The organism is Alkalibacillus silvisoli (assembly GCF_039521975.1).
Taxonomy (GTDB): Bacteria; Bacillota; Bacilli; order Bacillales; family Alkalibacillaceae; genus Alkalibacillus; species Alkalibacillus silvisoli.
In genome coordinates this window covers 1-22,805 of record NZ_BAAACZ010000030.1, presented here as the reverse complement: position 1 = coordinate 22,805, position 22,805 = coordinate 1, and the positions used below count along the sequence as shown (strand labels likewise).

The 22,805-nt window shown below is 36.0% G+C and carries 34 protein-coding genes, 14 tRNA genes, 1 rRNA gene and 1 riboswitch; of the genes, 5 read left to right on the top strand and 44 right to left on the bottom strand.

Annotation, left to right across the window (positions count from 1 at the left end):
• Position 1: 1 nt before the first annotated feature.
• From ABDZ63_RS15220 to ABDZ63_RS15110, 23 genes are all read right to left on the bottom strand, one after another.
• On the bottom strand, positions 2 to 385 hold the full coding sequence (locus ABDZ63_RS15220; protein ID WP_343784969.1) for a hypothetical protein: 384 nt from the start codon (positions 383 to 385) through the stop codon (positions 2 to 4).
• Entirely contained in the window at positions 386 to 526 is a 141-nt protein-coding gene (locus ABDZ63_RS15215) for a hypothetical protein (protein WP_343784968.1), read from the bottom strand.
• A complete protein-coding gene (locus ABDZ63_RS15210) occupies positions 517 to 792 on the bottom strand; it encodes a hypothetical protein (protein WP_343785027.1) in 276 nt (91 codons plus the stop codon). Before ABDZ63_RS15210 ends, ABDZ63_RS15215 begins: the two co-directional genes overlap by 10 nt.
• Positions 792 to 1,343 (bottom strand): hypothetical protein, encoded by a 552-nt coding sequence (locus ABDZ63_RS15205; RefSeq protein WP_343784966.1) that lies wholly within the window; start codon positions 1,341 to 1,343, stop codon positions 792 to 794. Before ABDZ63_RS15205 ends, ABDZ63_RS15210 begins: the two co-directional genes overlap by 1 nt.
• Before the next feature lie 21 nt (positions 1,344 to 1,364).
• Positions 1,365 to 1,523, bottom strand: a complete 159-nt coding sequence (locus tag ABDZ63_RS15200) for a hypothetical protein (protein ID WP_343784964.1) — start codon at positions 1,521 to 1,523, stop codon at positions 1,365 to 1,367.
• Between the two features lie 5 nt (positions 1,524 to 1,528).
• Positions 1,529 to 2,605, bottom strand: a complete 1,077-nt coding sequence (locus tag ABDZ63_RS15195; RefSeq protein ID WP_343784962.1) for an ICP22 family protein — start codon at positions 2,603 to 2,605, stop codon at positions 1,529 to 1,531.
• Positions 2,606 to 2,682: 77 nt separating this feature from the next.
• On the bottom strand, positions 2,683 to 2,889 hold the full coding sequence (locus tag ABDZ63_RS15190) for a hypothetical protein (RefSeq protein ID WP_343784960.1): 207 nt from the start codon (positions 2,887 to 2,889) through the stop codon (positions 2,683 to 2,685).
• A gap of 58 nt (positions 2,890 to 2,947) precedes the next feature.
• Positions 2,948 to 3,157 (bottom strand): hypothetical protein, encoded by a 210-nt coding sequence (locus tag ABDZ63_RS15185; RefSeq protein ID WP_343784958.1) that lies wholly within the window; start codon positions 3,155 to 3,157, stop codon positions 2,948 to 2,950.
• An 8-nt stretch (positions 3,158 to 3,165) separates the two neighbouring features.
• Entirely contained in the window at positions 3,166 to 3,327 is a 162-nt protein-coding gene (locus ABDZ63_RS15180; protein WP_343784956.1) for a PTS ascorbate transporter subunit IIC, read from the bottom strand.
• A gap of 2 nt (positions 3,328 to 3,329) precedes the next feature.
• Positions 3,330 to 3,473, bottom strand: a complete 144-nt coding sequence (locus tag ABDZ63_RS15175; RefSeq protein ID WP_343784954.1) for a hypothetical protein — start codon at positions 3,471 to 3,473, stop codon at positions 3,330 to 3,332.
• Positions 3,463 to 3,597: a hypothetical protein gene (locus tag ABDZ63_RS15170; RefSeq protein ID WP_343784952.1), complete on the bottom strand. Its 135-nt coding sequence runs from the start codon at positions 3,595 to 3,597 to the stop codon at positions 3,463 to 3,465. Before ABDZ63_RS15170 ends, ABDZ63_RS15175 begins: the two co-directional genes overlap by 11 nt.
• Position 3,598: 1 nt before the next feature.
• Positions 3,599 to 3,982 (bottom strand): hypothetical protein, encoded by a 384-nt coding sequence (locus ABDZ63_RS15165; protein WP_343784951.1) that lies wholly within the window; start codon positions 3,980 to 3,982, stop codon positions 3,599 to 3,601.
• 284 nt (positions 3,983 to 4,266) lie between these two features.
• Positions 4,267 to 4,398 carry a hypothetical protein gene (locus ABDZ63_RS15160; protein WP_343784949.1) on the bottom strand — a complete coding sequence of 44 codons (132 nt, stop codon included), beginning with the start codon at positions 4,396 to 4,398 and terminating at the stop codon, positions 4,267 to 4,269.
• Between the two features lie 37 nt (positions 4,399 to 4,435).
• Complete coding sequence (locus ABDZ63_RS15155; protein WP_343784947.1) at positions 4,436 to 4,684, bottom strand: hypothetical protein; 249 nt, start codon at positions 4,682 to 4,684, stop codon at positions 4,436 to 4,438.
• Between the two features lie 101 nt (positions 4,685 to 4,785).
• Positions 4,786 to 4,962, bottom strand: a complete 177-nt coding sequence (locus ABDZ63_RS15150) for a hypothetical protein (RefSeq protein ID WP_343784945.1) — start codon at positions 4,960 to 4,962, stop codon at positions 4,786 to 4,788.
• A gap of 192 nt (positions 4,963 to 5,154) precedes the next feature.
• Positions 5,155 to 5,430, bottom strand: a complete 276-nt coding sequence (locus ABDZ63_RS15145; protein WP_343784943.1) for a hypothetical protein — start codon at positions 5,428 to 5,430, stop codon at positions 5,155 to 5,157.
• An 11-nt stretch (positions 5,431 to 5,441) separates the two neighbouring features.
• Positions 5,442 to 5,606, bottom strand: coding sequence for a hypothetical protein (locus tag ABDZ63_RS15140; protein ID WP_343784941.1), 165 nt, complete (start codon positions 5,604 to 5,606; stop codon positions 5,442 to 5,444).
• Positions 5,599 to 5,829, bottom strand: a complete 231-nt coding sequence (locus tag ABDZ63_RS15135; RefSeq protein ID WP_343784939.1) for a hypothetical protein — start codon at positions 5,827 to 5,829, stop codon at positions 5,599 to 5,601. Before ABDZ63_RS15135 ends, ABDZ63_RS15140 begins: the two co-directional genes overlap by 8 nt.
• On the bottom strand, positions 5,792 to 6,790 hold the full coding sequence (opgC, locus tag ABDZ63_RS15130) for an OpgC domain-containing protein (RefSeq protein ID WP_343784937.1): 999 nt from the start codon (positions 6,788 to 6,790) through the stop codon (positions 5,792 to 5,794). Before opgC ends, ABDZ63_RS15135 begins: the two co-directional genes overlap by 38 nt.
• The gene (locus ABDZ63_RS15125; RefSeq protein WP_343784935.1) at positions 6,780 to 7,874 is read right to left on the bottom strand and encodes a DnaD domain protein; all 1,095 of its coding nucleotides are present in this window, start codon (positions 7,872 to 7,874) and stop codon (positions 6,780 to 6,782) included. The genes opgC and ABDZ63_RS15125 overlap by 11 nt, the downstream gene beginning before the upstream one ends.
• Positions 7,874 to 8,074: a hypothetical protein gene (locus ABDZ63_RS15120; RefSeq protein WP_343784933.1), complete on the bottom strand. Its 201-nt coding sequence runs from the start codon at positions 8,072 to 8,074 to the stop codon at positions 7,874 to 7,876. The genes ABDZ63_RS15125 and ABDZ63_RS15120 overlap by 1 nt, the downstream gene beginning before the upstream one ends.
• Positions 8,075 to 8,087: 13 nt before the next feature.
• Positions 8,088 to 8,414, bottom strand: coding sequence for a DUF771 domain-containing protein (locus ABDZ63_RS15115; protein ID WP_343784931.1), 327 nt, complete (start codon positions 8,412 to 8,414; stop codon positions 8,088 to 8,090).
• 62 nt (positions 8,415 to 8,476) lie between these two features.
• The gene (locus tag ABDZ63_RS15110; RefSeq protein WP_343784929.1) at positions 8,477 to 8,722 is read right to left on the bottom strand and encodes a helix-turn-helix domain-containing protein; all 246 of its coding nucleotides are present in this window, start codon (positions 8,720 to 8,722) and stop codon (positions 8,477 to 8,479) included.
• A gap of 150 nt (positions 8,723 to 8,872) precedes the next feature.
• Here ABDZ63_RS15110 and ABDZ63_RS15105 point away from each other — a divergent pair, with 150 nt between their 5' ends.
• The 4 genes from ABDZ63_RS15105 to ABDZ63_RS15090 all read left to right on the top strand — a co-directional run bounded on the left by ABDZ63_RS15105 (position 8,873) and on the right by ABDZ63_RS15090 (position 11,593).
• Positions 8,873 to 9,193, top strand: coding sequence for a helix-turn-helix domain-containing protein (locus tag ABDZ63_RS15105; RefSeq protein ID WP_343784927.1), 321 nt, complete (start codon positions 8,873 to 8,875; stop codon positions 9,191 to 9,193).
• Between the two features lie 10 nt (positions 9,194 to 9,203).
• Positions 9,204 to 9,884, top strand: a complete 681-nt coding sequence (locus ABDZ63_RS15100; protein WP_343784925.1) for a restriction endonuclease — start codon at positions 9,204 to 9,206, stop codon at positions 9,882 to 9,884.
• A gap of 69 nt (positions 9,885 to 9,953) precedes the next feature.
• Positions 9,954 to 10,445, top strand: coding sequence for an ImmA/IrrE family metallo-endopeptidase (locus ABDZ63_RS15095; protein WP_343784923.1), 492 nt, complete (start codon positions 9,954 to 9,956; stop codon positions 10,443 to 10,445).
• 26 nt (positions 10,446 to 10,471) lie between these two features.
• Positions 10,472 to 11,593 (top strand): tyrosine-type recombinase/integrase, encoded by a 1,122-nt coding sequence (locus ABDZ63_RS15090; RefSeq protein ID WP_343784921.1) that lies wholly within the window; start codon positions 10,472 to 10,474, stop codon positions 11,591 to 11,593.
• Positions 11,594 to 11,730: 137 nt separating this feature from the next.
• On the opposite strand, the gene ABDZ63_RS15085 is transcribed toward ABDZ63_RS15090, so the two are convergent.
• Positions 11,731 to 11,812 (bottom strand) — tRNA-Leu (locus ABDZ63_RS15085).
• A gap of 103 nt (positions 11,813 to 11,915) precedes the next feature.
• Here ABDZ63_RS15085 and ABDZ63_RS15080 point away from each other — a divergent pair.
• Positions 11,916 to 12,347, top strand: a complete 432-nt coding sequence (locus ABDZ63_RS15080) for a hypothetical protein (protein WP_343784919.1) — start codon at positions 11,916 to 11,918, stop codon at positions 12,345 to 12,347.
• Between the two features lie 46 nt (positions 12,348 to 12,393).
• On the opposite strand, the gene ABDZ63_RS15075 is transcribed toward ABDZ63_RS15080, so the two are convergent.
• The 20 genes from ABDZ63_RS15075 to rrf form a co-directional block, all read right to left on the bottom strand.
• Complete coding sequence (locus ABDZ63_RS15075; protein ID WP_343784918.1) at positions 12,394 to 13,434, bottom strand: ribonucleotide-diphosphate reductase subunit beta; 1,041 nt, start codon at positions 13,432 to 13,434, stop codon at positions 12,394 to 12,396.
• Between the two features lie 11 nt (positions 13,435 to 13,445).
• Positions 13,446 to 15,722, bottom strand: a complete 2,277-nt coding sequence (locus ABDZ63_RS15070; RefSeq protein WP_343784916.1) for a ribonucleoside-diphosphate reductase subunit alpha — start codon at positions 15,720 to 15,722, stop codon at positions 13,446 to 13,448.
• A gap of 136 nt (positions 15,723 to 15,858) precedes the next feature.
• Positions 15,859 to 16,051, bottom strand: a riboswitch (cobalamin riboswitch).
• Positions 16,052 to 16,205: 154 nt separating this feature from the next.
• Entirely contained in the window at positions 16,206 to 17,048 is an 843-nt protein-coding gene (locus ABDZ63_RS15065; protein WP_343784914.1) for a carbohydrate ABC transporter permease, read from the bottom strand.
• A 14-nt stretch (positions 17,049 to 17,062) separates the two neighbouring features.
• On the bottom strand, positions 17,063 to 17,956 hold the full coding sequence (locus ABDZ63_RS15060; protein ID WP_343784912.1) for a carbohydrate ABC transporter permease: 894 nt from the start codon (positions 17,954 to 17,956) through the stop codon (positions 17,063 to 17,065).
• A gap of 182 nt (positions 17,957 to 18,138) precedes the next feature.
• Complete coding sequence (locus ABDZ63_RS15055; protein WP_343785025.1) at positions 18,139 to 19,515, bottom strand: ABC transporter substrate-binding protein; 1,377 nt, start codon at positions 19,513 to 19,515, stop codon at positions 18,139 to 18,141.
• A gap of 74 nt (positions 19,516 to 19,589) precedes the next feature.
• Positions 19,590 to 20,504 (bottom strand): N-acetylmuramic acid 6-phosphate etherase, encoded by a 915-nt coding sequence (gene murQ, locus ABDZ63_RS15050; protein ID WP_343784910.1) that lies wholly within the window; start codon positions 20,502 to 20,504, stop codon positions 19,590 to 19,592.
• Positions 20,505 to 20,718: 214 nt separating this feature from the next.
• Positions 20,719 to 20,792, bottom strand: a tRNA-Cys gene (locus ABDZ63_RS15045).
• Between the two features lie 39 nt (positions 20,793 to 20,831).
• A tRNA-Gly gene (locus ABDZ63_RS15040) sits at positions 20,832 to 20,906 on the bottom strand.
• Positions 20,907 to 20,912: 6 nt separating this feature from the next.
• A tRNA-Gln gene (locus ABDZ63_RS15035) sits at positions 20,913 to 20,987 on the bottom strand.
• A gap of 6 nt (positions 20,988 to 20,993) precedes the next feature.
• Positions 20,994 to 21,066 (bottom strand) — tRNA-His (locus ABDZ63_RS15030).
• A 10-nt stretch (positions 21,067 to 21,076) separates the two neighbouring features.
• A tRNA-Trp gene (locus ABDZ63_RS15025) sits at positions 21,077 to 21,150 on the bottom strand.
• 20 nt (positions 21,151 to 21,170) lie between these two features.
• Positions 21,171 to 21,256 (bottom strand) — tRNA-Tyr (locus tag ABDZ63_RS15020).
• A gap of 7 nt (positions 21,257 to 21,263) precedes the next feature.
• Positions 21,264 to 21,339: transfer RNA gene (locus ABDZ63_RS15015), tRNA-Phe, on the bottom strand.
• A 340-nt stretch (positions 21,340 to 21,679) separates the two neighbouring features.
• Positions 21,680 to 21,756 (bottom strand) — tRNA-Asp (locus tag ABDZ63_RS15010).
• A 77-nt stretch (positions 21,757 to 21,833) separates the two neighbouring features.
• Positions 21,834 to 21,910: transfer RNA gene (locus tag ABDZ63_RS15005), tRNA-Met, on the bottom strand.
• A gap of 212 nt (positions 21,911 to 22,122) precedes the next feature.
• Positions 22,123 to 22,198: transfer RNA gene (locus ABDZ63_RS15000), tRNA-Val, on the bottom strand.
• Positions 22,199 to 22,204: 6 nt separating this feature from the next.
• A tRNA-Glu gene (locus tag ABDZ63_RS14995) sits at positions 22,205 to 22,276 on the bottom strand.
• Between the two features lie 15 nt (positions 22,277 to 22,291).
• A tRNA-Ser gene (locus ABDZ63_RS14990) sits at positions 22,292 to 22,383 on the bottom strand.
• A 7-nt stretch (positions 22,384 to 22,390) separates the two neighbouring features.
• Positions 22,391 to 22,465: transfer RNA gene (locus ABDZ63_RS14985), tRNA-Asn, on the bottom strand.
• A 34-nt stretch (positions 22,466 to 22,499) separates the two neighbouring features.
• Positions 22,500 to 22,615 (bottom strand): 5S ribosomal RNA (rrf, locus tag ABDZ63_RS14980).
• Between the last annotated feature and the right edge of the window lie 190 nt (positions 22,616 to 22,805).

Genomic DNA, 22,805 nt, shown 5'->3' with positions numbered 1-22,805 from the left:
ATCACCCCTGGCAACTTGAAAGTCCTAACATTAAAACAGAAACCATAGTCACAGCGATTAACGCAATCTTGCTAATATCAACGCTACTCTCTTCTTGGTAACGGTAATTAGCAATTTGACTAAGGATTGTATTCCGTTCTAACTCTGCTAAACGCTTTGTTTCTTTAATTGACTCACTTGGAGCACGATAAAAGAAAATACGACCATCAGGACCTGTTGTTATTTCACAATCATGATAAGGTACGTTATATTTTCCTGTTACAACTATGGATTCTTCATTCACACTACTAATACGACTTATATCACTCGTTTTCTGTCCATCATCAAAAACTACTAGAATGTCATCTGTTTCCTCAAAGAAATCCTCATTCTTTTTTCTAAACATCTAGAGAACCGCCTTTCTTCCTTTGCTTTTCTTGTTATTCGTACGTTGGTGATACTTATAACCTAACCAAACGACTGTACCGATCCCCAAGCTTGTACCTAGTCCAACCACATACATATAAATAAACGCATCTACCACCACTTAACACCGTCCTTCACTGCAAAATATGTTCTAAATACTAATCTGAATAAAAGTAATGTACCAATCATGACAACCGCAATAAGTAAAGACTGTACAGCCATTTGCCATTCACTCGGCATATCTCTAAAAACCATGGTGTAATTGGATAAATCTATACCTTGAGCGGTGATCATGCTGACGTTTTGTAAGTTATTAATGGCTAAATCTAAAAATGTTAAAGGAGGCTCAAAAATTGTATCTACAAAATCACGAATACCATCTAACATCAAGAACCACCTGCCCCTCTCAAATTAGATAGAATACGTACAACGGTAAAGGCTGTACTAATCCAGATAATGAACAACAATACATAAGCAATCACATTTAACTGGAATACTTCTAATGCTGCGAATATTTGACCTAGCATTCCAGAATAACCATGCCCACCAGTGCTACCAGGTGTAAAGAATAATGACTGTAGAGTCGCTGTAATACCTTGAATAAAGCTAATAATCAATCTACCGACCTCAAAAAAGATCATAAATACTTTGACTGCCAATAAACCAATGTTATAAAGAAAGTAGAAGAAACCATCAATCAAGGCATAGATCACTTCAAAGAAAGAAATAAGTAAGTCTATCAAAAATTGAAATATATCCCTTAACAATTCACCTAACCATGTGATTGCATCCCAAATTAAGTTACCTATCCAAGAAATAGCATCCCATATGACACTAGCTATTGAACCTACGATATCGCCAAGGAATGAGAACAACTCCCCAAACGTATCCCCAAAAATCCCCAGTATAATTAACTCTGTTATGAATAACTGGCTCATATCTACCAACCTCAATCACCATTAATATCTTCCGTTGCTCTTACCAAGCGATCTATAAATTAAGCTAATAATTTCATCACTAAACAAAATAATCGCTATCACTAAAATAATGGGGGCTAAATAAAAAAGGACAGTTCCAAATACGTAATCAACCACCAATTGCAAAACTTGTTGTGACACTATCTTCACTCCCCTTTAGGTTGATCCATGTAATACTCGCTACCTTCAAGATCATCATCAGATCCACCTGGTACAGGTGCATCACTCGGTTCATCACCAGGAGTAGGTGCTTCTTCCTCCCCTTCATCTGGTGCGGGAGGTTCATCTGGTATCGGATCACCTGCATCATCATTTGATGGACTTTCAGGAAATTCAACCTCTTCCTGTTCTGGCTGATGATCACCATAATCACCTGGATCAGTTTCTCCTGGTATAGGTAAATCATCATCTGGTAACTCTGGCAAACTATCAACCGGATCACTGATTTCAAACCCTTCACTTTCATCTTCTCTAAACTCAATTTCCTCTGCTTCATTCATGAGATCATCTTCATCAAAACTCGCATCTTCCATTTCGGAAGGACTTTCAAAAGTTGGTTCGCTATCACTGATATTACGATCATCTAAGTTGCTTGTAGGCTGTTCAGGTTGTTCAATCGGATTTGGCTCTTCGACTGTTGGCAAAGTTGGAGCTGATGGTGCTGTGCCCAACATCTGTTCAAAATCACTAACTAATTGTGGAACAACTCGGTCATAAAACGTATCAGCTACTCGATTCCAATTAGGTGGCTCTGGAATAGTTCCAATAATGTCATCAATTTGACCAACGTAATCTTGCCAATGCGGTGATTCAAAAAAGCATGTACAAATATCGCCACCACTATCCATTCCCCCATCACCTTGTTGGTGACTATTCTCACAAGCACTTGCTTGATCTTGAATCTCATAAACTTCAATTTCATCTGAGCCTAAGTAATTTCCGCTTTCGTCATACCAATCGATATACCAATAACCATTACAATTAATCCCCCAATAATTTTGTTGTACATCAGCGTTCATTGATTCGACCAATTCACCACTTGAATATAATTCTGCTTCATAGGAGTAAACGCTCTCTACAACCTCAACTCTTATTGCATCTGTTGACCATAACTCACCAGCTTCAAAATATTCATAGGATTCAACAAAATTGTATGTTTCATTTTGAAAAGCTAATAATGTAATCGGCATATGTAACACCAACAAACAAATCATTACGCTCATTAGTAATTTTTTCTTCATTTAAAAAACCCCACGTTTTAGGATTAAAAAAAGGGAGCAATGCCCCCTTTCTTTTTAAATTAGTTATTGCGACCACGTGTAGCCGCTGCACTGCGAATAAGTGAAATGATCTTAGGAGTAAAGACAATTGCAAGTCCTAGTAATACGAATGGACCAACAACTCCTAACAGTCCCATTGCTGCATCTAGTAATTCACCCGCATCAAAAGGAAGTGATACACCCGAAAAGTCAACTCCACCTGTTGAACCTAAAATAGTATTTGTCATAATAAATTCCTCCTTAGAATAAATTAAAATTTTATTAAACTAGCTATTAATAGCTAGATTAGTAACGATAAACATCATAATCGTCATCATCTTTTTCAGTTGTTTCCATGCCCAAACCTTTCCTTATCGCTTTTATTAATAACTTAATAGCATCAGTTGCAAAAAAGATCATAATGATAGGTGCTATAAAGAATAAAAGCCACCTTACCATCTGCCAAAATTGATCCAAGTTTTCACCATCTAAAAATAACTGGTATTCAGGTAGCATAAGATCACCTAATTCCTACTGTTTCTTACGGCATTTACAACTGCGACAAGTAATAAGCCAACTGCAAAGATAGCAATTACTAGCATTAAGAAGGGAGCTACTAGCTGTAATATGAATCCGAATGTACCCCAAAAGAAATCCCAATCAAAAACACCTTGTAACGAACCCATAATTACACTCTCCTGTTATTGTCAAATAGATCAACAATAGTTATTAAGACGGTGAGAACAATTGTGAAAGATGCAATCAAAATCATCACATCTGGGTTAGCAAGAACGACACCAAATGCCTCATAAACTATCGTTTTAACTTCCATCTTTCCACCTACTTACAGCATTAATGATCAAATGAGCAAGAAAATAAATAGCAATTGAACTCAAAATGATGACTATATAAGTCATGAATACAGCGTCAAAATCAAATTCTAAATAGCTGTACATCTTATCGCCTCACAATCGCCTTAATCACTAGAAAAGATAGCAACATGACAAGAATAGTAATTAATAAAATATCACCTAAACTAATTTCATGAATAATGTGTATGAACCCGCTATCTGTTTCGATAACACTAATTGTATCTTCAGTTTGCGGATCATCTACTTCCATCTGCACATCTGGTTCAGGTTCTTCTTTATCCTCTTCATCAGGTTGTTCCTCTTCTAGATCCTCAATTTCTTCTTGTTCCTCATTGAGTTGTTCTTCAGATTCAACTTCTTCTTGATCTTCATCTAATTGATCTTCAGTTTCTTCCTCGCCTTCCCGATCATCTAGCTCTTGTTCCTCTTGCTCCATTTCTTCATCTTGAAGGTTTTCGTTTTCTGGCATGATTCCTCTTCCCTTCAATGTGTTAAAACCATTGTATAAACGACATAAAAAAAGTGGTATAGTCAAATTTTTGACTATACCGACAAGAGTTGATTTAATTCGTTTTAGTTTCGGACTACTCACCACTGATTACACTTTCTGCTACTGATTCCCAACAGTGTTCACAAATCCAACCAATGAAGTATCTGCTATATTGAAGATATGTTTTTTCTTTATCACAACATTCACAAGTGCTGATTTTGTCACCGAATTTCACAAAAACACTCCTTCGTTGTTTGGTCGTACTATTCACTTACCTTCTTCAAGTCGCTAATCTTTTCGTCAACTAATTGTACAAATTCTTTCTCGTCAATTTCACCTTTTACAACGCTTTTCATTAATGATTCAACAAATTCGCCTAACTTTGTATAGTTCATTTTGATTTCTCCTTTCTTACTAAACTTAAGTGTCGAATTACGCAATATGTTCATTCAAAAATTCTTTTCCTTTTTCGCTGAGAATTGCACCAAAGTAAGGTAATTGTTTAGCACCGTCATACACTTTATTTTCGATTCGTTCTAATTCTTGTAAGTCATCAATAATCGTAAGTAATTCACTGTCAAATCGTTGTACTTCTCTTAACAGTTTAGCGTTCTTATAACCCCAAATTGTCGCACCGTTTTCGATACCTTTCATTTCTGATAAATGCTCTTTATTTAACATTCTTAACATCCTTTCTATTACGTTTTATCCGTCTAATGTCCATCTAATTTTTAATAAACATAATCCGTCATGAATCAATTTAAAACCTCTTACCATAACAACTATACAACTTGGTTATTTATCAAATCGCTGATTATTTCCCTTGCTTCATCTGCAAATTCTTTTGAATTCTCCTGTTCATAAGCTAGAACGCTTTTTCTTAGAGCTTCTGTAAGAATGGCTGATTCAACATAATCAGCTTCAATTGTTAGTCCCTTGCCATTGTTTGTTACCTTCAACTTCCTTCACCTCGCTTTTTTAATTTATCTATATACAAATTTGAAATTAATTTATTTTTGTGTTTTTTCGTGGAAAATACCGCACTTAATTCTTGATGTTTAAAGCTTATGTATTTGTATCTTTGTGCAGATATAACCCAGACCCGATAGGCGATAGGCGGAATAAATTATAGATTATAAATAATCTTTAATTTACCGCACGTTTTTTGTTGTCTGTTCTAACAATTTATACTTAACTCGTTTATGCCATTTTTTTAGATCGTCATGAGTAAAACCTTCCTCTTCTAATTCTTCTGGAAAGAGAATGTCAAAGTGTTGGATCATCTTCTCCATTTCTTTTTTTGCTTTGTCTATTCGTCCAAACGAGTATAAATAATAATACGTGTTGTCTAGGTAATCGTTTTGGTGATAAGCCTTTAAGTAAACATATGTTGTATTATTGCTTTTACTAAAACTGACAAATGCCAATTACAATCCCCCTAACTATGTGTTCTGACAAACAAATCTAATAGCTTTAATTTATCTTCACGATCATCAGACTCAAAGGTCAAAATCCAATTAAGAATATTAACCTCATGACTCAATAACTTCCGACCTACCTTGCGTTCTGCATATATAACTAATTTTTGTAACTGTTCATTCATGGCTTAGCTCCATATTTTGCAACACAATTTTGTTGTAAAAATCAATTAGATCATGTGCAGATTCATGCTCTGAATTAGTTTCTAATTCGTATAATCCAAACTCATTTTTGGTAACAGTCGCATGACCAAGTTTGATAGATTCACCCTTTTCTAGATGTTTAATCCTTTTATAAACCGGGTCTGTTTCAATGCCTATATAATCGTAAATGGTTGTTTGCTGCATATTTGAATCCTCCTATACATTGCTTTGCCCTAGCATATTGGTTAACCAACCAAATTAATAAAGTGGCATAAAATACGCTAATGATTGTTGCTGACACCTCACTCACTTCAATATCAAAAAGCAAAACAGGTATTAACAGCCACAAAATCCTAGTTGATTCCGAAATCACAAAAGCGGCTAATGAATGTCGACCAATGACTGTAATTTGTTTATATAACCACGTGAATTTAATCGAATCATGTAATTTATAAATCAAATACAGGCACACAGGAATCATGTAAACGTTATTTAAAGCTTTTTGAATGTTGTAAGGGTATTTGTCTAATCCGAACCCAAAATGCGAAATTTGGGCAATTATGGCTAACACAAAGCAAACGAATAATAGTTTAATATTCTTACGGTTGATTAATAAATTATTGGTATATAAATGACCTAACCAGATGCCAATCACAAAATATAACTGGTAGATCATAAGTTGATTAAGTAAGTTATCCCAAAACATGCCTTCCAAATGCACATTTATACCAATTAGATATAGTGCAAGTGAGAGCAACAAAACAAATATCTTTGCTCTTTTAAAAATAATGATCAGTATCGGTACAAAAACAAATAGAACACCATAAAGCTTTAATACCTCAATCAATGTATTTGATGTGTTTAGCAACAGCACATCTACTAGCGAATGCCAATTAGGGTTAATTAACATTTGATATGGAATAGCCACTAAAAGATATGCACCTAACACATAAACCCCTTTTTTAAAGAACTTTAAGCCATGACTACGGTTTAAGTAGATCCAACCGATCATAAAACCTGCTAACCCTACAAATAATTCAGCAAATGGGTTGAACCACTTAACGTAATCAAAGAGATCAGGGAAAGTTAAGTAAAAATGATGCCAAAAGACAAATAGCATAAATACACTTCTATAAAAATCCCATAATGGTTCTCTACTTCTCATTTTTAACTCCTTTTTTAAATTGAGTAAAAAAAGAGTTCACTTCTTGATTATGTTCTTCACTTAATTGTTCATAATCTTCTTGTTGTGGCTTTTCTTTTCGTTCCTTAAACCACTTTGGTAGCACTTCCTGTTTTTGCGGTTGCTTTGATTGACTAAATTGTTCTTGTTCTCTTAAAGCAGCATCATAAGTCGTAACACCTTTTTTAATCCAATCTTTAATAATGGCTTTTGCATACCCAAAAGATTTATCTTGATCAGAAGCTTTAATCATGGCAAAGAGAATAGCATCATCTTCTAGACTTTTACTAAAATTATTAAGATCATTAAGTTGATATTGGTTTGGTAATTGACCAAAACAATTAAAGTACCCATCTGATAGATTAGTAGTAGTTGTAGTTGCTTGTGGAGTTTCTTCTTCTACTTCTTGTTCTATTTCTACTTCTTCTTCTACTTCTACTTCTTCTTCTACTTCTTGTTCTATTTCTACTTCTACTTCTACTTCTTGCCCCCCCTTACGTGGTACGGTGCGTTGACGAATCGTTGACGTATCGTTAAAAATACCGTCATCTCGGCATTCTTCTACTTTTTCACTTTTTTCTACTTCATCTTTGAACGTATCGTTATACGTGTCGTCATACGTATCGTTACACGATGCGTTATACGTATCGTAATAATTATCGAACAATGTTTTTATTTTTGGGTCTGTAATTTGACCTGAAACGTATTTTATTAATTCGATATCCTTCAATGATTTTAGTTCCTTAGAAATCATATCCAATATTGGTTTACCAGAATTTCTAAAGTTGTGTTTTCCCCAGTTTTTAATTGCTATCTCTCTAGTTTTAGAGTTGTATTTAATTAACTTGTGATGATTTTCAAACCGATCAAACAGACTGTTAATTGATTCAATAGAATAACCCAGTTCAAAGGCAGCAGCTTTTTTCGTTATTTGATAAATACCTATTGATGATGTATAGGGATTAGTCAGTAAATAAATAAAAAACAGTCTATCCTCTGGCGTAAATTCTTCTAGGACTTTAACGTCTTTCCAAAAATCAAGTTGAAGCATTCTGAAGTGTGCCATCATATAACCTCCCTAACTTCTTTAGCAGTTTTGATTGCTTCTGATAATGATTCATAAACTTCTTGATCACTGATGTAATCCTTCTTAAAATCATCAAATGTCGTGGTAAATGTTGAAATCATAAGCGACATAACAAACGCTTGTTGTGATTGGTTTAAATTCATAAATTCATCAAAAAAGATATGTGTGTATTTGCTCATAAATAAAACCCTCCTAGTATTGATTAAAGATCTCTTGAAAGTGGCGATCTAAGAAATCCGCCATCTTAATTGCATGAAAAGACCATGTTTGACCTCTTTTTTGTGGGTAATAAACAAACCCACCGTTTTCTACATCTAATAATTTTTTAAACTTTTGTCGGTACAGTATGTTCTCTTTGATCCACTCTTGTTTCCGATTAACCCGATTTTCTAAGTCTTTCATTGTCCAATAAACTCCAGTAAGCTCATTACGCTTTAATTCTTCAAGCTCGACTTTTTTAATTAACACTGTTCCTTCTGGTACAGGAATATTAAGATTTACATTTAATTGTTGTTGCACGAAATTACACCCCTTTCCAAAATTCGACAAAAGAAAGTCAAAAAATAATATAAAATGAAAGTTTACTTCTCATCACACTCAATAGTTCTCGAATTGTGAACATTCTTGTCAAAAAAAAGCTGTTCTATATTTACGTCTAACACTTCTGCTAATCTTGGTATTTTGCTTACATCTAGGCTTTTTTTTCCTGATTCTATTTCACTTAACATTGAAGGTGATTTATAGCCAATCTCTGAACTGACATAGCTTTGTTTTAAACCTTTTTCTATTCTAATTTCCTTGACCTTAGCACCGAAGTTGAATTCCAATCCCTTTCCCCCTCTCAATTAGTTCTCAATTCGTGAATATGAGTTCATTCTACATTCACGTTTTGTGAATGTCAACAATTTTATTCACGATTTGAGAAAATATATTTCTCGAAATGCGAAAAATGATACTATAAAGTTGGAGGTGTAACTATGGAGTTACATGAAAGATTGCGATTATGTCGTGAGCAAAAAGAACTTAAACAAAATAGTGTAGCCGAAAAAATAGGAGTTAAAAACAATACCTTATCTAGTTATGAAAAAGGTGATAGAACCCCTGATTATAAAACCTTAGTAAAATTAGCTGATTTATATGAAGTATCAGTCGAGTATTTAATTCGAGGTAGATCACCAAGACCATTAGAAGATAATAACTTACACTTTTTTGATTTAGAAGGTCTTTCAAAAGAACAGATTGAGGACATAAAAGAACATATTGAATATGTGAAATGGAAGCATAATAATAAGTATTAGGAGTGTAACAATGTTAGCAATACTACCAGGACTAACAGCATTAATTATGGCTTATCTTGTATTTATGGGACCTTTACAAAATATTGATAATCCCTTTATATCGTTGGGATTGGTTATTTTTGTACCAATAGTTGTTAGTGTTCTTATTCCTAAAACGTCAAACAAAAAGACAAATAAGGGCAAGTCTACCCATCAGAATACTTCAACATATAAGCAAGAAAAAAATATACAAAAAAACAAAGGTAATGACGTACCACACAATAGGATGTTAAATGATGATGAGATACTAAAACTCCCTTTGGAGAAGTTATCGTGGAGAGAATTTGAACGTTTGTGTTATTTATATTTCAAAGACAAAGGTTACAAGCCACAAGAAACATCAGAAGGTGCTGATGGTGGGGTTGATTTATTAATCTATAACCGACACCATCAAACATATGAAGCTGTTCAAATTAAACATTACATAAGGTCTGGTAATGAAATTACTGTAAGAGAACTAAGAGAACTAAGTTCAGCTAAGAGAAACCATAATTGCTTACTTGCAAGATTTATTACTTCTTCTCGTTTCTCTAATGAAGCCATGAAACAAGCTGATGATTTCAAAGTCAAAACACATAGTATTGATTGGTTAAATAGCAAAGTAATACCATGGAAAGAACAAAAAAGTAAACTAAAAGGTGTAGTCAAATAATGACTATACCTTTTTTAGTGTTGAAATTAGGAACGTTTGTTCTTATAATGTCACTTGAGGTGATAATTTATGACAAAATTAACGTACCAACCTACTACTCTAGAAAACTGGGTAAGTCGATTTTATAGGAAGAATGGATTATTATATCCTGACGACCTTTATATAAGCGATATTAGCTGTAAGTTAGGTATCTACTTAACTATGGACCAACCGTTTACTTATTCTTTTGAAGAAGATGATCTGAAATTAATTAATGTTAGTTATGATTTACCGACACACAAACAACGTGAAGCGTTCTTCCATGAGTTATGCCACATCTTTAGGCACACTGGTAATCAAGTGATGATGCCTGAAGCATTCAGAGAATTACAGGAACGTGATGCAAAACACTTTACGATCTATGCTGCTATTCCATTTCACATGTTAACCCAATACAAACTAAAAGATGATCAAATTCATTGGACGCTAGCAGAGGACTTTAATGTACCAGCAGAGATTGCAAGAGAACGAGTAGAAAAGATCTATAGAAATGCTACCAAAAAACAAAAAATGTATGCTTAAATAAGGTTAAGGAAGGAGGTGTAAACATGGCGAGTTTTCAAAAGCGAGGTAAGACCTGGCAATACACTGTTAGTCGTATGGTGAACGGTAAATATAAACCGATTAGAGAAGGTGGTTTTGCAACAAAAAAAGAGGCTAGGGTTGCAGCTGCTGATGTTGAAACTAATTTAAGAAAAGGTATAGTACCCAACTTAAAACCGATCCCTCTTTATGAGTATTTTGAGGAATGGTATAAAGTTTTTAAGTCTGATATTGCTAATAGTACACGTACACATTATGAATACACTTTAAAAATCATTAAAAATTATTTTAATGATAAACCTATTCAAGATATTCGTAAAAAGGAATATCAAGAGTTTTTAAATTGGTATGGCTCTGATCATGCAAAAGAAACAGTTGAAAAAGTAAATGCACATATTCGAGGGTGTGTACATGAAGCAATTGATGAAAGCATTATTAACGTTGATTTTACACGTAAAGCTAAAGTCACAGGAAACGTACAAGCAAAACCTTCTAATGAAAAACACCTAGGATTTGAAGAAAGTGAAATGTTGCTAAAGGAACTTCGTAACCGATTAGATCGAGGACTAGGATATTATCTGTTGTTACTAGGTCTAAGTTCTGGTTTGCGTTATGGTGAGTTAGTTGGACTTACTCGTAAAGATTTTGATTTTCAAAACAATACTATAAACGTTGATAAAACTTGGGGATATTTAAACAAAATGCATGAAGGTTTTGGAACTACAAAAAATGTTCAGTCCATTAGAAAAATAAAAATAGATCCAAAAACCATGAATGTATTTGAAAAGCTGTTCGGTGAAACACCTACTAATATCCATCAACTTGTTTTCTTTAGCCAATCGTCAAAGTATAGTGTTATTAGTAACAATAATGCTAACAAACTTCTAAAAAACGTTTTAAAGGACTTAGGTATCAAAAAACCTATAACAGTTCATGGACTGAGACATACTCACGCAAGTGTCTTATTGTATAAGCGAGTATCTATTTTATATGTTAGCGAACGTCTAGGACATGGTGATATTGATACTACTTATAGAGATTATTCACATGTTATTAAAGAATTAAGAGAAGAAGATGAAAATAATACAACAAAGATATTTGAAAACATGTCACTCATAAATGTGTAGAAAATGTGTAGAAAAAAATTATTTTCTAACGTTTTCTAACGTATTGTCTAAGATAAAAAAACACTCACAAATGCTAATACATCAACATTTGTGAGTAATTAATGAATTTCTAACCTTAACTAAAATTAACCTAAAAATACCGGTGGTCGGGTTCGAACCGACACTCCAGAAGGAACACGATTTTGAGTCGTGCGCGTCTGCCAATTCCGCCACACCGGCATAATAATGAACATATTTTATCTTAGTATTTGAAACGTATTTTGTCAATGATTCGTTAATATATATTATAGGATAAAATACATAAGAAAGGGAGAAATGATTAATGGATCCAGTTTGGTTTTTTGCCATAGCTACTATCATTGTGGTGGTGGGTATTGTTATCGCTTTTGGTCAATCTATGAATCAACTAGAAAATCAACTAAACCAGGGGGAAGTGACTAGAGATTTTACACAAAAATTAACGACCCGGTTTATGGTTAAGGTTGCGGTGATCGAAATTATCCCAATTATTTTAATCATCGTAGGCTTTATGCATTTAGAAGAAGGCGATGGTTCTCAAGGTGCAATTATACCGCTTGCTGTCGCTCTATTGGTCTTTATCGTTGGACTCATTAGACTATTCTCAAGTAGGGAGATCCTTCAACATCCAAATATCGACAAAGAGACAACTGCTTATTTCCAAACGACTCAAAAAACGGCGATGATGCTTTCTGCTGCTTTCCCGGTCATAGCATTTGTTGCGTTTATGATGTAAAAAGGTAAGAGCACCTATTTAAAGGTGCTCTTGGTTTTTGCTCATTTTATAATTCATCAAATCCATTATCATCTGACACTTTCGTATACTGTCTTGATTTTTGCTCGAAGAAATCTGATTTACCTTCATCGACTTCTTTGTAAGCTTTAATCCATTTGAGTGGGTTTTCTGTCACTTCAGGGAATGGAGTTGGTGCGCCCATTAATTTACAACGTTTGTTTGCTGTGTGTTGGATGTATTGTTCTAATTCTTCCATGTTAATCCCATCAATTTTATTACCTATAATATGTTCGCCCCACTTCACTTCTAGTTCTGTTGCTTCTCTAAATGTCTCTGTCACAAACTGAAGATTTTCTTCTGTATTAAGTTCAGGGTTTTCATTTAATGTTTCTTTAAAAATATGCGCGAATAAATTAACATGTAACAGCTCATCACGGTTAATATAATTGATCATCGTACTTGTTGAGACCATCTTTTGATTACGGGCTAAGTTGTAGAAAAACGCAAAGCCTGCATAGAAAAACAGACCTTCTAACACAACATCATACACAACGGATTCAATAAAGGCTTGTGGTGATTTTTCTTCGACGAAGCGATCATAACCATCAGCAATAAATTGATTTCGTTCTATTAACACCTCATCATGCTTCCAATACTCGAAGATCTCATCTTGCTCCCCCTTTTCAACGAGTGAGGATAAGACATAGGAGTAAGACTGATTATGAACGACTTCTTGGAATGATAACACTTGCATTAGTGCTGCTAAGCTTGAGTCGGTTAAATAATCTGCTACTTTTGCTGAATAATCGGTTTGTACTGAATCTAAAAAGGCCAGTAGTCCAATAATTTTCTTAAATGATTCGCGTTCAGCATCAGTTAGCTCTGCCCACTGCTTTTGATCACTTGACATGTTTATTTCAAATGGTGTCCAGAAGTTCGCTAGCATATTTTTATACATCGGATAAGCCCATTTAAACCTGACATCATCCCAGTTTAAAACGTTTGAACTTTCGCCATTAATAATCCCTGTTGATGCATTTGGTGCATGAATGTCATATAGTTTTCTTTCATGTATTGTTTGACTCATACGATTCCTCCTTATGACTCACAGCTTTCACAATCTTCTATATCTGATGATGTTGACCTTGTATAATAAGTGGTCTTAAATCCTGACTTCCAGGCTGATAGATGTAAATCCAGTAATTCTTTCGCTTTAATCGTGTTTCTTACATAAAAGTTAAACGAGATTGATTGGTCGATATGTTTCTGGCGTTTTGCATTTTGTTTAATTGTCCATGTATGATCAATGTCATAAGCTGACTTATAATACCAGAATGTCTTTGGACTTAAATCAGGTGCCGTTACTGGAATCTTGTAATCTTTCTTTTCTTCTGAGTAAAACTTTTTGAAAATCGGGTCGATACTGGCAGTGCTACCTGCAATAATGCTCGTACTTGAGTTTGGTGCTACAGCCATTAAGTACCCATTTCTCAGTCCATGCGTGTGTACGTCTTGCCTCAGTTCATCCCACGCCTCACCTTGATAGCCTTTATCATCGAAATAACTACCGTCATGCCACTTTGAGCCTTTAAATAATGGATAAGGACTTTTTTCTTTGGCTAGTTCCATACTCGATTTGATTGTTAAATAAGCCACTTTTTCATACAGCTCGTCCGCAAATTCAACCGCTTCATCTGACTCCCATACAATCTCTTTAAGTGCGAGTAAATGGTGATAACCAAATGTGCCCAATCCAACTGCGCGATATTTTTGATTTGTTAATTGCGCTTGCAGGACTGGAATTGTATTCAGATCAATTACATTATCCAGCATTCTAACTTGAATCGGGATTAAACGTTCTAGCACATTATCAAAGACAGCTTTCCCTAAATTAATACTCGAAAGATTACAAACGACGAAATCACCAGGGGCTTTCGTGACGACAATTTTACCATCTTCTGTATACTGCTCTTCTACTGTCGTCGCACTTTGGTTTTGCATAATTTCAGTACAAAGATTCGAGCAATAAATCATCCCTTGGTGAGAGTTCGGGTTTTGACGATTCGCTTCATCACGATAAAACATATAAGGTGTTCCAGTCTCTAATTGACTAACCATAACCCGCTTCATAAGATCAATTGCTGGAACTTTCTCTTTCGATAGATCAGGATGATTCACACATGCCTCATACTTCTCTCTAAATGACCCTGAGCCTCGCTTTTCATCGTAATAGTCTTCTAAACTAAAGCCCATTACTTCTCGTACTTCATGCGGGTCAAATAAATACCAGTCATCACGTGCATCTACTTTTTCCATGAATAAATCTGGAAGTGACACACCTGTGAATAAATCATGTGTACGTTGACGCTCATCACCATTATTTAATTTCGCATCTAAAAATTTATAAATATCTTGATGCCACACATCTAAATAAACCGCAATCGCACCTTGTCTTTGGCCAAGTTGATCGACACTAACAGCTGTATTATTAAGCTGCTTCATCCATGGCATGACACCGCTCGATACACCTTTAAACCCTTTAATGGAACTTCCGTGAGAGCGAATTTTCCCTAAATAAACCCCAATTCCGCCACCATTTTTCGACAAATTAGCGATATCTGTATTCGAATCATAAATACCTTGTAAACTATCGTCGACCGTGTCGATAAAACAGCTTGATAACTGGCCATAAGACTTCCCGGCATTTGATAAAGTTGGTGTTGCAACAGTCATGTAAAGGTTACTTAATGCCCAGTAAGCTTCTTCTACTAATTCGAGGCGTTTATTCTTAGGCTCATTAATCATTAGTGTCATGGCGATTGTTAGGAAACGTTCTTGCGGTAGTTCATAAGTGTGACCGTTATGATCTTTGGCTAAATAACGATCGGCTAACGTTCTTAAACCAATATAAGTAAAGAAATGGTCACGTTCAGAACTAATTTTAGAAGCTACCTGTTCAATTTCACTTTTTGTGTAATGTTTTAAAATTTGATCACTGTAAATATTTTTATTTGATAAAACTTGCTGTAATTCGATAAATGAACCGTATTTATTTTTCGCATTATACCCGCGGTTAATAGCCGCGTTTTGATAAAGCTTCCTCAAGTAAATATTGGCACAGACATACGTCCAATCTGGCTCCTGTGGGCTAATGTTTTCTAGTCCACGCAACAATAATTCATTTGTAATTTGTTCAGGGGTTACTTCATCTTTACTTTGAAGAGCTTTTAAGACTTTGTCTTCATAGGATATTAGTTTTAAGTGTTCATATCCTTCTGTTACTTGTTTAATAAATAAATTTAGTCGTTTTTCAGAGAAAGCTTCTTTTACCTCCCCATTCATAACCCGTGTTTCATGTTTAGTTAATGTCGTCATATAATCCTCCTAAAAATAAAAAATCGCCTCCACGGGGGGGGAAGCGAATAAAACGACAGCAAGAGTATACTTTGGCTGGTATTTAGGCCAATATGTATGACAAGTCGCTTCATTCTCTTATCACCCCGAAGAAAATGTAACTCGGCTCATGTAGACAGGTCTCCTGACTTACGCTTCTTCCTAATCTGGACCTTCCCTTATAAGTAGCAAACACTAACCTTATAAAGTGGTTTTCCATTTCGTCACGTTTACAGTTGCGGGGGCAGTATTGGTTTCTCACCAAATTCCCTTTTAAGCCTTTTAAAGGCATCAACACAAGCTATAACACTATATATAGTTTTGAAATTAAAACAAACATCTATATGTTGATGTTTGATTACAGTATAGATGATATAAAAATAAAAAACAAGCACTTTCTATTATTCTATCTTAAGTGTATCAAAAAATCCTCTGCTTACACAGAGGATTTTAAGACTAATTATTTTAACCTTTAATCGCACCTTCTGCCATCCCTTTCGTAATACGACGCTGAAAGATAGCATATAAGATGATCACCGGTACAATCGCGAACACTAAGCTGGCAAATAATACGCCCCAAGCATTCGTATATTGTGCTTCATTACTAATAAAGTCGATTGCTAGTGCTAATGTATAGTTTTCACTAGACTGCAAGAAAATTAATGCCATGAAGTACTCATTCCAAAATTGTATCGCATTCATGATCGTAACCGTTATAATCCCTGACATGGTTAAAGGCGTGACAATTTTCCAGAGTACGCCATATGGAGACATACCATCTATTGCAGCAGACTCTTCTAATGATTTAGGAATTGTCCCCATAAAGCTCGTTAACACGAATATCGTAAAAGGCAATTGCGAGATTGCATAAACAATAGCTAAACCAAAAATATTATCTAACATATTAAACTGAGCTAATAAGAAGAATAATGGAATCCAACCTAACACCATTGGGATCATCATCGCTGAAATGTATAACGTAAATAACATTTGACTTCCTTTAAAACGGATCCGCTCAAGTGCGTATGCAGTAGGAATCGCAAGAACAAGGCATAATAACGCGCCAATACCTGTTACTATTAAACTATTAAATACACTTGTATCAATATTATAATCTGTCCATGCTGTTATGAAGTTATCAAAGTTAAACTGTTCAGGAATTCCCCACGGATTAGCATATATTTCAGCATTTGTTTTAAACGATCCTAAAAACATCCAAAAAATCGGATATAAAACAGCTAAAGACCATAATATTAAAGGCAATCTAATTCCTGACCTAACCAGCATTTCACCAAATGTTCTTCTCATTGCGACTCCCCCCTTTAGTATTCAACTTTTTCTCTTTTTAATAAGAATTGTAGAATGATAATTGTAATCAGTGAAATAACTAGAATCATAACACCAATTGTTGCACCATAGCCGAAGTTATACTGATTGAATGCTTGCTGGTATAAATATGAACCCATGACGTGTGTCGAATTGTTCGGCCCACCACCAGTCATTACTTGAACAATGATAAATGAACCGTTCAATGTTGTAATAACAATATATAAAATTGAAATCTTAATTTGCGGCCAAATAAGTGGTAAAGTGACATGCCAAAACTGTTGCCACTCATTTGCCCCATCAATACGAGCGGCTTCATAGTTACTTTTCGATATATTCGCTATACCACCCATTAGTAACAGCATAAACAGACCAATACCAGCCCAAATTGATGGCAATACCAAACTCGGTAAAGCCCACCTTTCACTACCAAGCCAAGGCCTAGTCCACTCTTCCAAACCAATCATCTCTAATCCTGAGTTTACTAAACCTAGATTCGGATTATAGATAAATGTCCAAAGAATACCAATTACAACAACTGACATAATATTCGGGAAGAAGAATATTATACGATAAAATGGTGCTTCTTTAATCTTAAGCTGGGTTAGTGCAACTGCAATAAATAATGCCATAATCATGATCCCAACTACTTTGGTAATAACTAAAAAGTAATCATGCCAAATTGTAGCAGGAATAATGTCATCGTTGAAAAGTCTAGTATAATTATCAAAGCCGACAAATTCTCTAGTTTGAGAAGCCCCCGACCATTCAAAAAATGAATAATAAAGTCCACTAAACAAAGGATATAATGTAAAAATGCTAAACATAATAAAGGTTGGAATTAAACAAAACGCTAAAAATAAATATTTCTGTTTTTTACTCTGTACCATACAATCACTCTTTCGTATGTCAGGTTATTTGTCCTAAAGGAAAAGGCTTATTTATATGTATTAAAAAACTAGCTCATTATGAGAATGATTTAACTAATGGCGAAAATATAAATGGCACTTTTATTAAAAGTTTGATAAAAATGTATGGAATGTAGACTGCGCTACATTCCATACAGCTACTTTTATTCACCGCGGTAACCCGCAGCTGCCTCCTCAGCCTCTTCAATAAACTCTTCAGCTGTAATATTTCCTAGTAGTAATGACACTAGTGAGTCACTTAATGGTGTTTCTAAGTCTGCACTCATTGGGTGAGGCATATAGTAGATTTGAACTTGTTCTGGATCATTAATCATTTCATTTGCCTCAATTAAATATTCAGGTACATCTGGGTTATTCGATAAATCAACATCTTCTAAGTTCATAATTGCACCCGTATGCTCTGAGAATAACTCAGCATATTCACGAGTGAACACGAACTCAACAAATGCTTTTGCTGCTTCAGGATTAGAAGCTTCCTCAGCAATTGCTAAAGGCCTTAAGTCAGGTACGATTGCCATAGGTTCGCCTTCAGGATTCATTGGTGATGGAATAAAACCATATTGTAAGTCTTCTGGTGTGTCACCTTCCATTTCATTTGGTAACCAGAAACCGACTGGAATAAAGGCATTATCATGTAATAAGAAGTTCATTTGTGATTGTGTATGGTTTAATGCACCTAAACCTGAATCAACATAACCAGCATCCACCATACGCTCAACGTTTTCCATAATTTCTACAGCTTCACCCGTTTCCCAAGCGCCTTCTTCACCTTGAATAATATCAGCTAAAAGCTCATTTCCACCGTAAGCACCAAAGGCTGGATATAACATACCTCTAGAGAAATAATAAGGGTGTTGACCTGTTGTAACAAAAGGCTCAATATCTTCATTATCTTGAATGTCACCCATTGTGCTCATAAAGCCTTCAAAATCACTAGGTACTTCATACCCATGCTCATCAAATCGAGCCATATCATACCAAGTACCCCATGCATCGAATACTAATGGTAAGCTATATAACTCACCATCGTATGTTGATGGCTCAGCAATAAAGCTGTCCACTAAAGGTGAACCGTCTTCTAATTCGATATCCTCTGCCCACTCAGTTAAATTCATTAACTGGCCATCTTCTACCATTTGAGTTTCACTTGAACCTGCTCCATCGATGTAAACAACATCAGGTGGATCCTCAGAAACCCAGCGCGTTCTCATTTCTTCATTAATATTTGCCCCTGCATGTTCAACAACTTCTACATCTGGATATTGAGCTTCAAAGTCTTCAATTACTTCTTTCCACCATGAATCTCCATATCCTCCAACAAAGTATTGAATTTCTAACTCGCCACTAACTTCACCATCAGTAGCATCTGCATCCCCTGTTTCATCTTCGTCAGTTGTTTCCTCTTCTTCCGATGGTTCGCCTTCACCATCATCAATTGGTGCCTCATCTGGAGCACAACCAACCGCAAAGATCAAAAACAATACTGACATTAATACTAATAAGTAGTGACCTTTGAACATATTGTTCAACGTGTCCTCCCCCTTTTTACTTTTTAATATATGAAACGCATTAATAGTTATCTACCAATGCGATTTCAAACATCACTTTTACCAACAGCATAATTGATCGCTTCTCTTACATAACCATCAGATTTTGTAATCGCCTTTTTAGCCTCTTCATAATTAACACCGCTTTTAAGCATGACGAGTGCTGGTTTAACCTGATTATCTGTTGCAGCTAATACACGGTCTGCCTCATCATAAGAAACGTCTGTAAGATCCATAATAATTCGTCTTGCCCGATTCATTAATTTATAATTACTTGCCTGTACATCTACCATTAAATTTTCATAGACCTTCCCTAGCTTCACCATTGTCGTTGTACTAATCATATTTAAGACCATTTTATGCGCAGTTGCAGCTTTCATTCTAGTTGATCCAGTTAATACTTCAGGTCCAACTAATACTTCAATCGCTGCATTAGCGTGATGACTAATCACTGAATTTTTATTACAAGTCAGTGAAACGGTGTAAGCCCCTTTTGATTGTGCATACTTTAAAGAACCAATAGGATAAGGCGTTCTCCCACTTGCTGTGATTCCAAGTACGACATCTAAATCGGTAATATTTTTCCGGGCGATATCTTTCTCACCTTGTTCTTCATGATCCTCTGACCCTTCAACAGCTTCAAAAAAAGCATCAATGCCACCAGCCATTAAAGTTTGTACCGTTTCAGGTGACGTCATAAAAGTTGGTGGACATTCAGATGAATCTAAAAAACCTAACCTTCCACTCGTACCAGCACCTACATAAAATAAACGGCCGCCACTCGCTAAGCGTTTATACACATTCTCAACGACCTCATTTATTTCTGGCAGTACTTCCTCAACTGCTTTTTCAACCTTTTGATCTTCTCGGTGAATCGTTTTTAAAATATCATAAGTATTTAGTTGGTCTAAGTTCATACTTTTTTCATTTCTTTGTTCTGTAAGTAAATTAGATAAGTCCATCAGTTACCCGATCTCCTTAGTATTATAGTAAACGCTTTCATATTTAAATAATTAAGTAAATTAATTTAACTGAAAATTTATAATAATTATAACCTTATTAATTTTTTGTGTCAATCGTACATTTAATTATTAAAATAATATTTCAAATAAAACAAAAAAAGTTGATAAACAAAAAGTTTGTTTACCAACTTTGGATTATGTATTCTTATAATTTTGGAGGCGGCAACCGGATTTGAACCGGTGATAAAGGTTTTGCAGACCTCTGCCTTACCACTTGGCTATGCCGCCACCGTATACAGTATGATCGACATACAAATAATGTGATACTGGAGCGGAAGACGGGATTCGAACCCGCGACCCCCACCTTGGCAAGGTGGTGTTCTACCGCTGAACTACTTCCGCATATAATGGCTGGGCCACCAGGATTCGAACCTGGGAATCACGAGACCAAAACCCGTTGCCTTACCGCTTGGCTATGGCCCAAAAAAGGGCGATCGGTGGGAATCGAACCCACGAGTGCCGGAGCCACAATCCGGTGCGTTAACCCCTTCGCCACGACCGCCATATAAAAATGGCAGGGGTAGTAGGAATCGAACCCACATCAAAGGTTTTGGAGACCTTCGTTTTACCATTAAACTATACCCCTACGTTTTTAATTTATTTAAATGGTGGAGGGGGACGGATTCGAACCGCCGAACCCAAAGGGAGCGGATTTACAGTCCGCCGCGTTTGGCCAACTTCGCTACCCCTCCAAACACATGGTGGCTCGGGACGGAATCGAACCGCCGACACACGGATTTTCAGTCCGTTGCTCTACCGACTGAGCTACCGAGCCAAATAAACAGTAAATAATATTGTAGAACTCACGCTTACTTATGAAGCATTTGTGTGCTCACAGACTTTTGTTTTTCTTAGATGTCTTCTTGCTCGCAAAGCTACACGGATGTGGTTCATTGATGTTTACGCTTAGCTACCGAGCCAAATAAACAGTAAATAATATTGTAGAACTCACGCTTACTTATGAAGCATTTGTGTGCTCACAGACTTTTGTTTTTCTTAGATGTCTTCTTGCTCGCAAAGCTACACGGATGTGGTTCATTGATGTTTACGCTTAGCTACCGAGCCAGATAATTAATAAATAAAATTGTGAAATTCACGCTATGTAATTATAAAAGTGGCGGTCCGGACGGGACTCGAACCCGCGACCTCCTGCGTGACAGGCAGGCATTCTAACCAACTGAACTACCGGACCATTATTGGTTGCAACCTAGGTTGCTCCCGATATCACCTTACATAGTAGTATTTCAATGTAGTTACGGTAATATAATTTGGTTGCGGGGGCAGGATTTGAACCTACGACCTCCGGGTTATGAGCCCGACGAGCTACCAGACTGCTCCACCCCGCGATATTGACTGCGGTTCTTTTAATTAGAACCCAGACTATATAAGTTTAATTCGTACGACTGCTCGTCGCGTTGCAAGTATTTTCATTGAAGCCTACGCTCCTCGCAAACCTGCGAAGATGTTTTTCAATGTAGCGGGTTTGCTCCACCCCGCGCTATTGACTGCAGTTCTTTTAATTCAGAACCCAGATTAAAAATAATGACATTATTAGAAATGGTGGAGGATGGCGGGCTCGAACCACCGACCCCTTGCTTGTAAGGCAAGTGCTCTCCCAGCTGAGCTAATCCTCCGAGAAATGACCCATAGGGGATTCGAACCCCTGTTACCGCCGTGAAAGGGCGGTGTCTTAACCACTTGACCAATGGGCCGTATATAAAGATCTATGGCGGAGAGCGAGGGATTCGAACCCTCGAGACCGCGTTGGCGGCCTACACGATTTCCAATCGTGCTCCTTCGACCACTCGGACAGCTCTCCAGAAAAATGGCTCCAGCGGCAGGATTCGAACCTGCGACCAATTGGTTAACAGCCAACTGCTCTACCACTGAGCTACGCTGGAATATTTAAAACTGTCCAGGAAGGAGAAATAATTAGCCCGGCGGCGTCCTACTCTCGCAGGGGAAAAACCCCAACTACCATCGGCGCTAGAGAGCTTAACTGCTGTGTTCGGCATGGGAACAGGTGTGACCTCTCTGCCATAACCACCGGACAAAAATTAGTTAAACATGTCTTATTTGCTGTAACAAATTATATTATATTCACCTTCGAGTAAAAATGCAAGAGCTTTAATTCATTTTTCTTAAACTCTTTTAAACATTTTTAAAAGGTTTCAATACCTTCAAAACTAGATAAGAATCAACCAAAGTCGAAGACGCGTTTTATCACTTGATTTAAGTTAA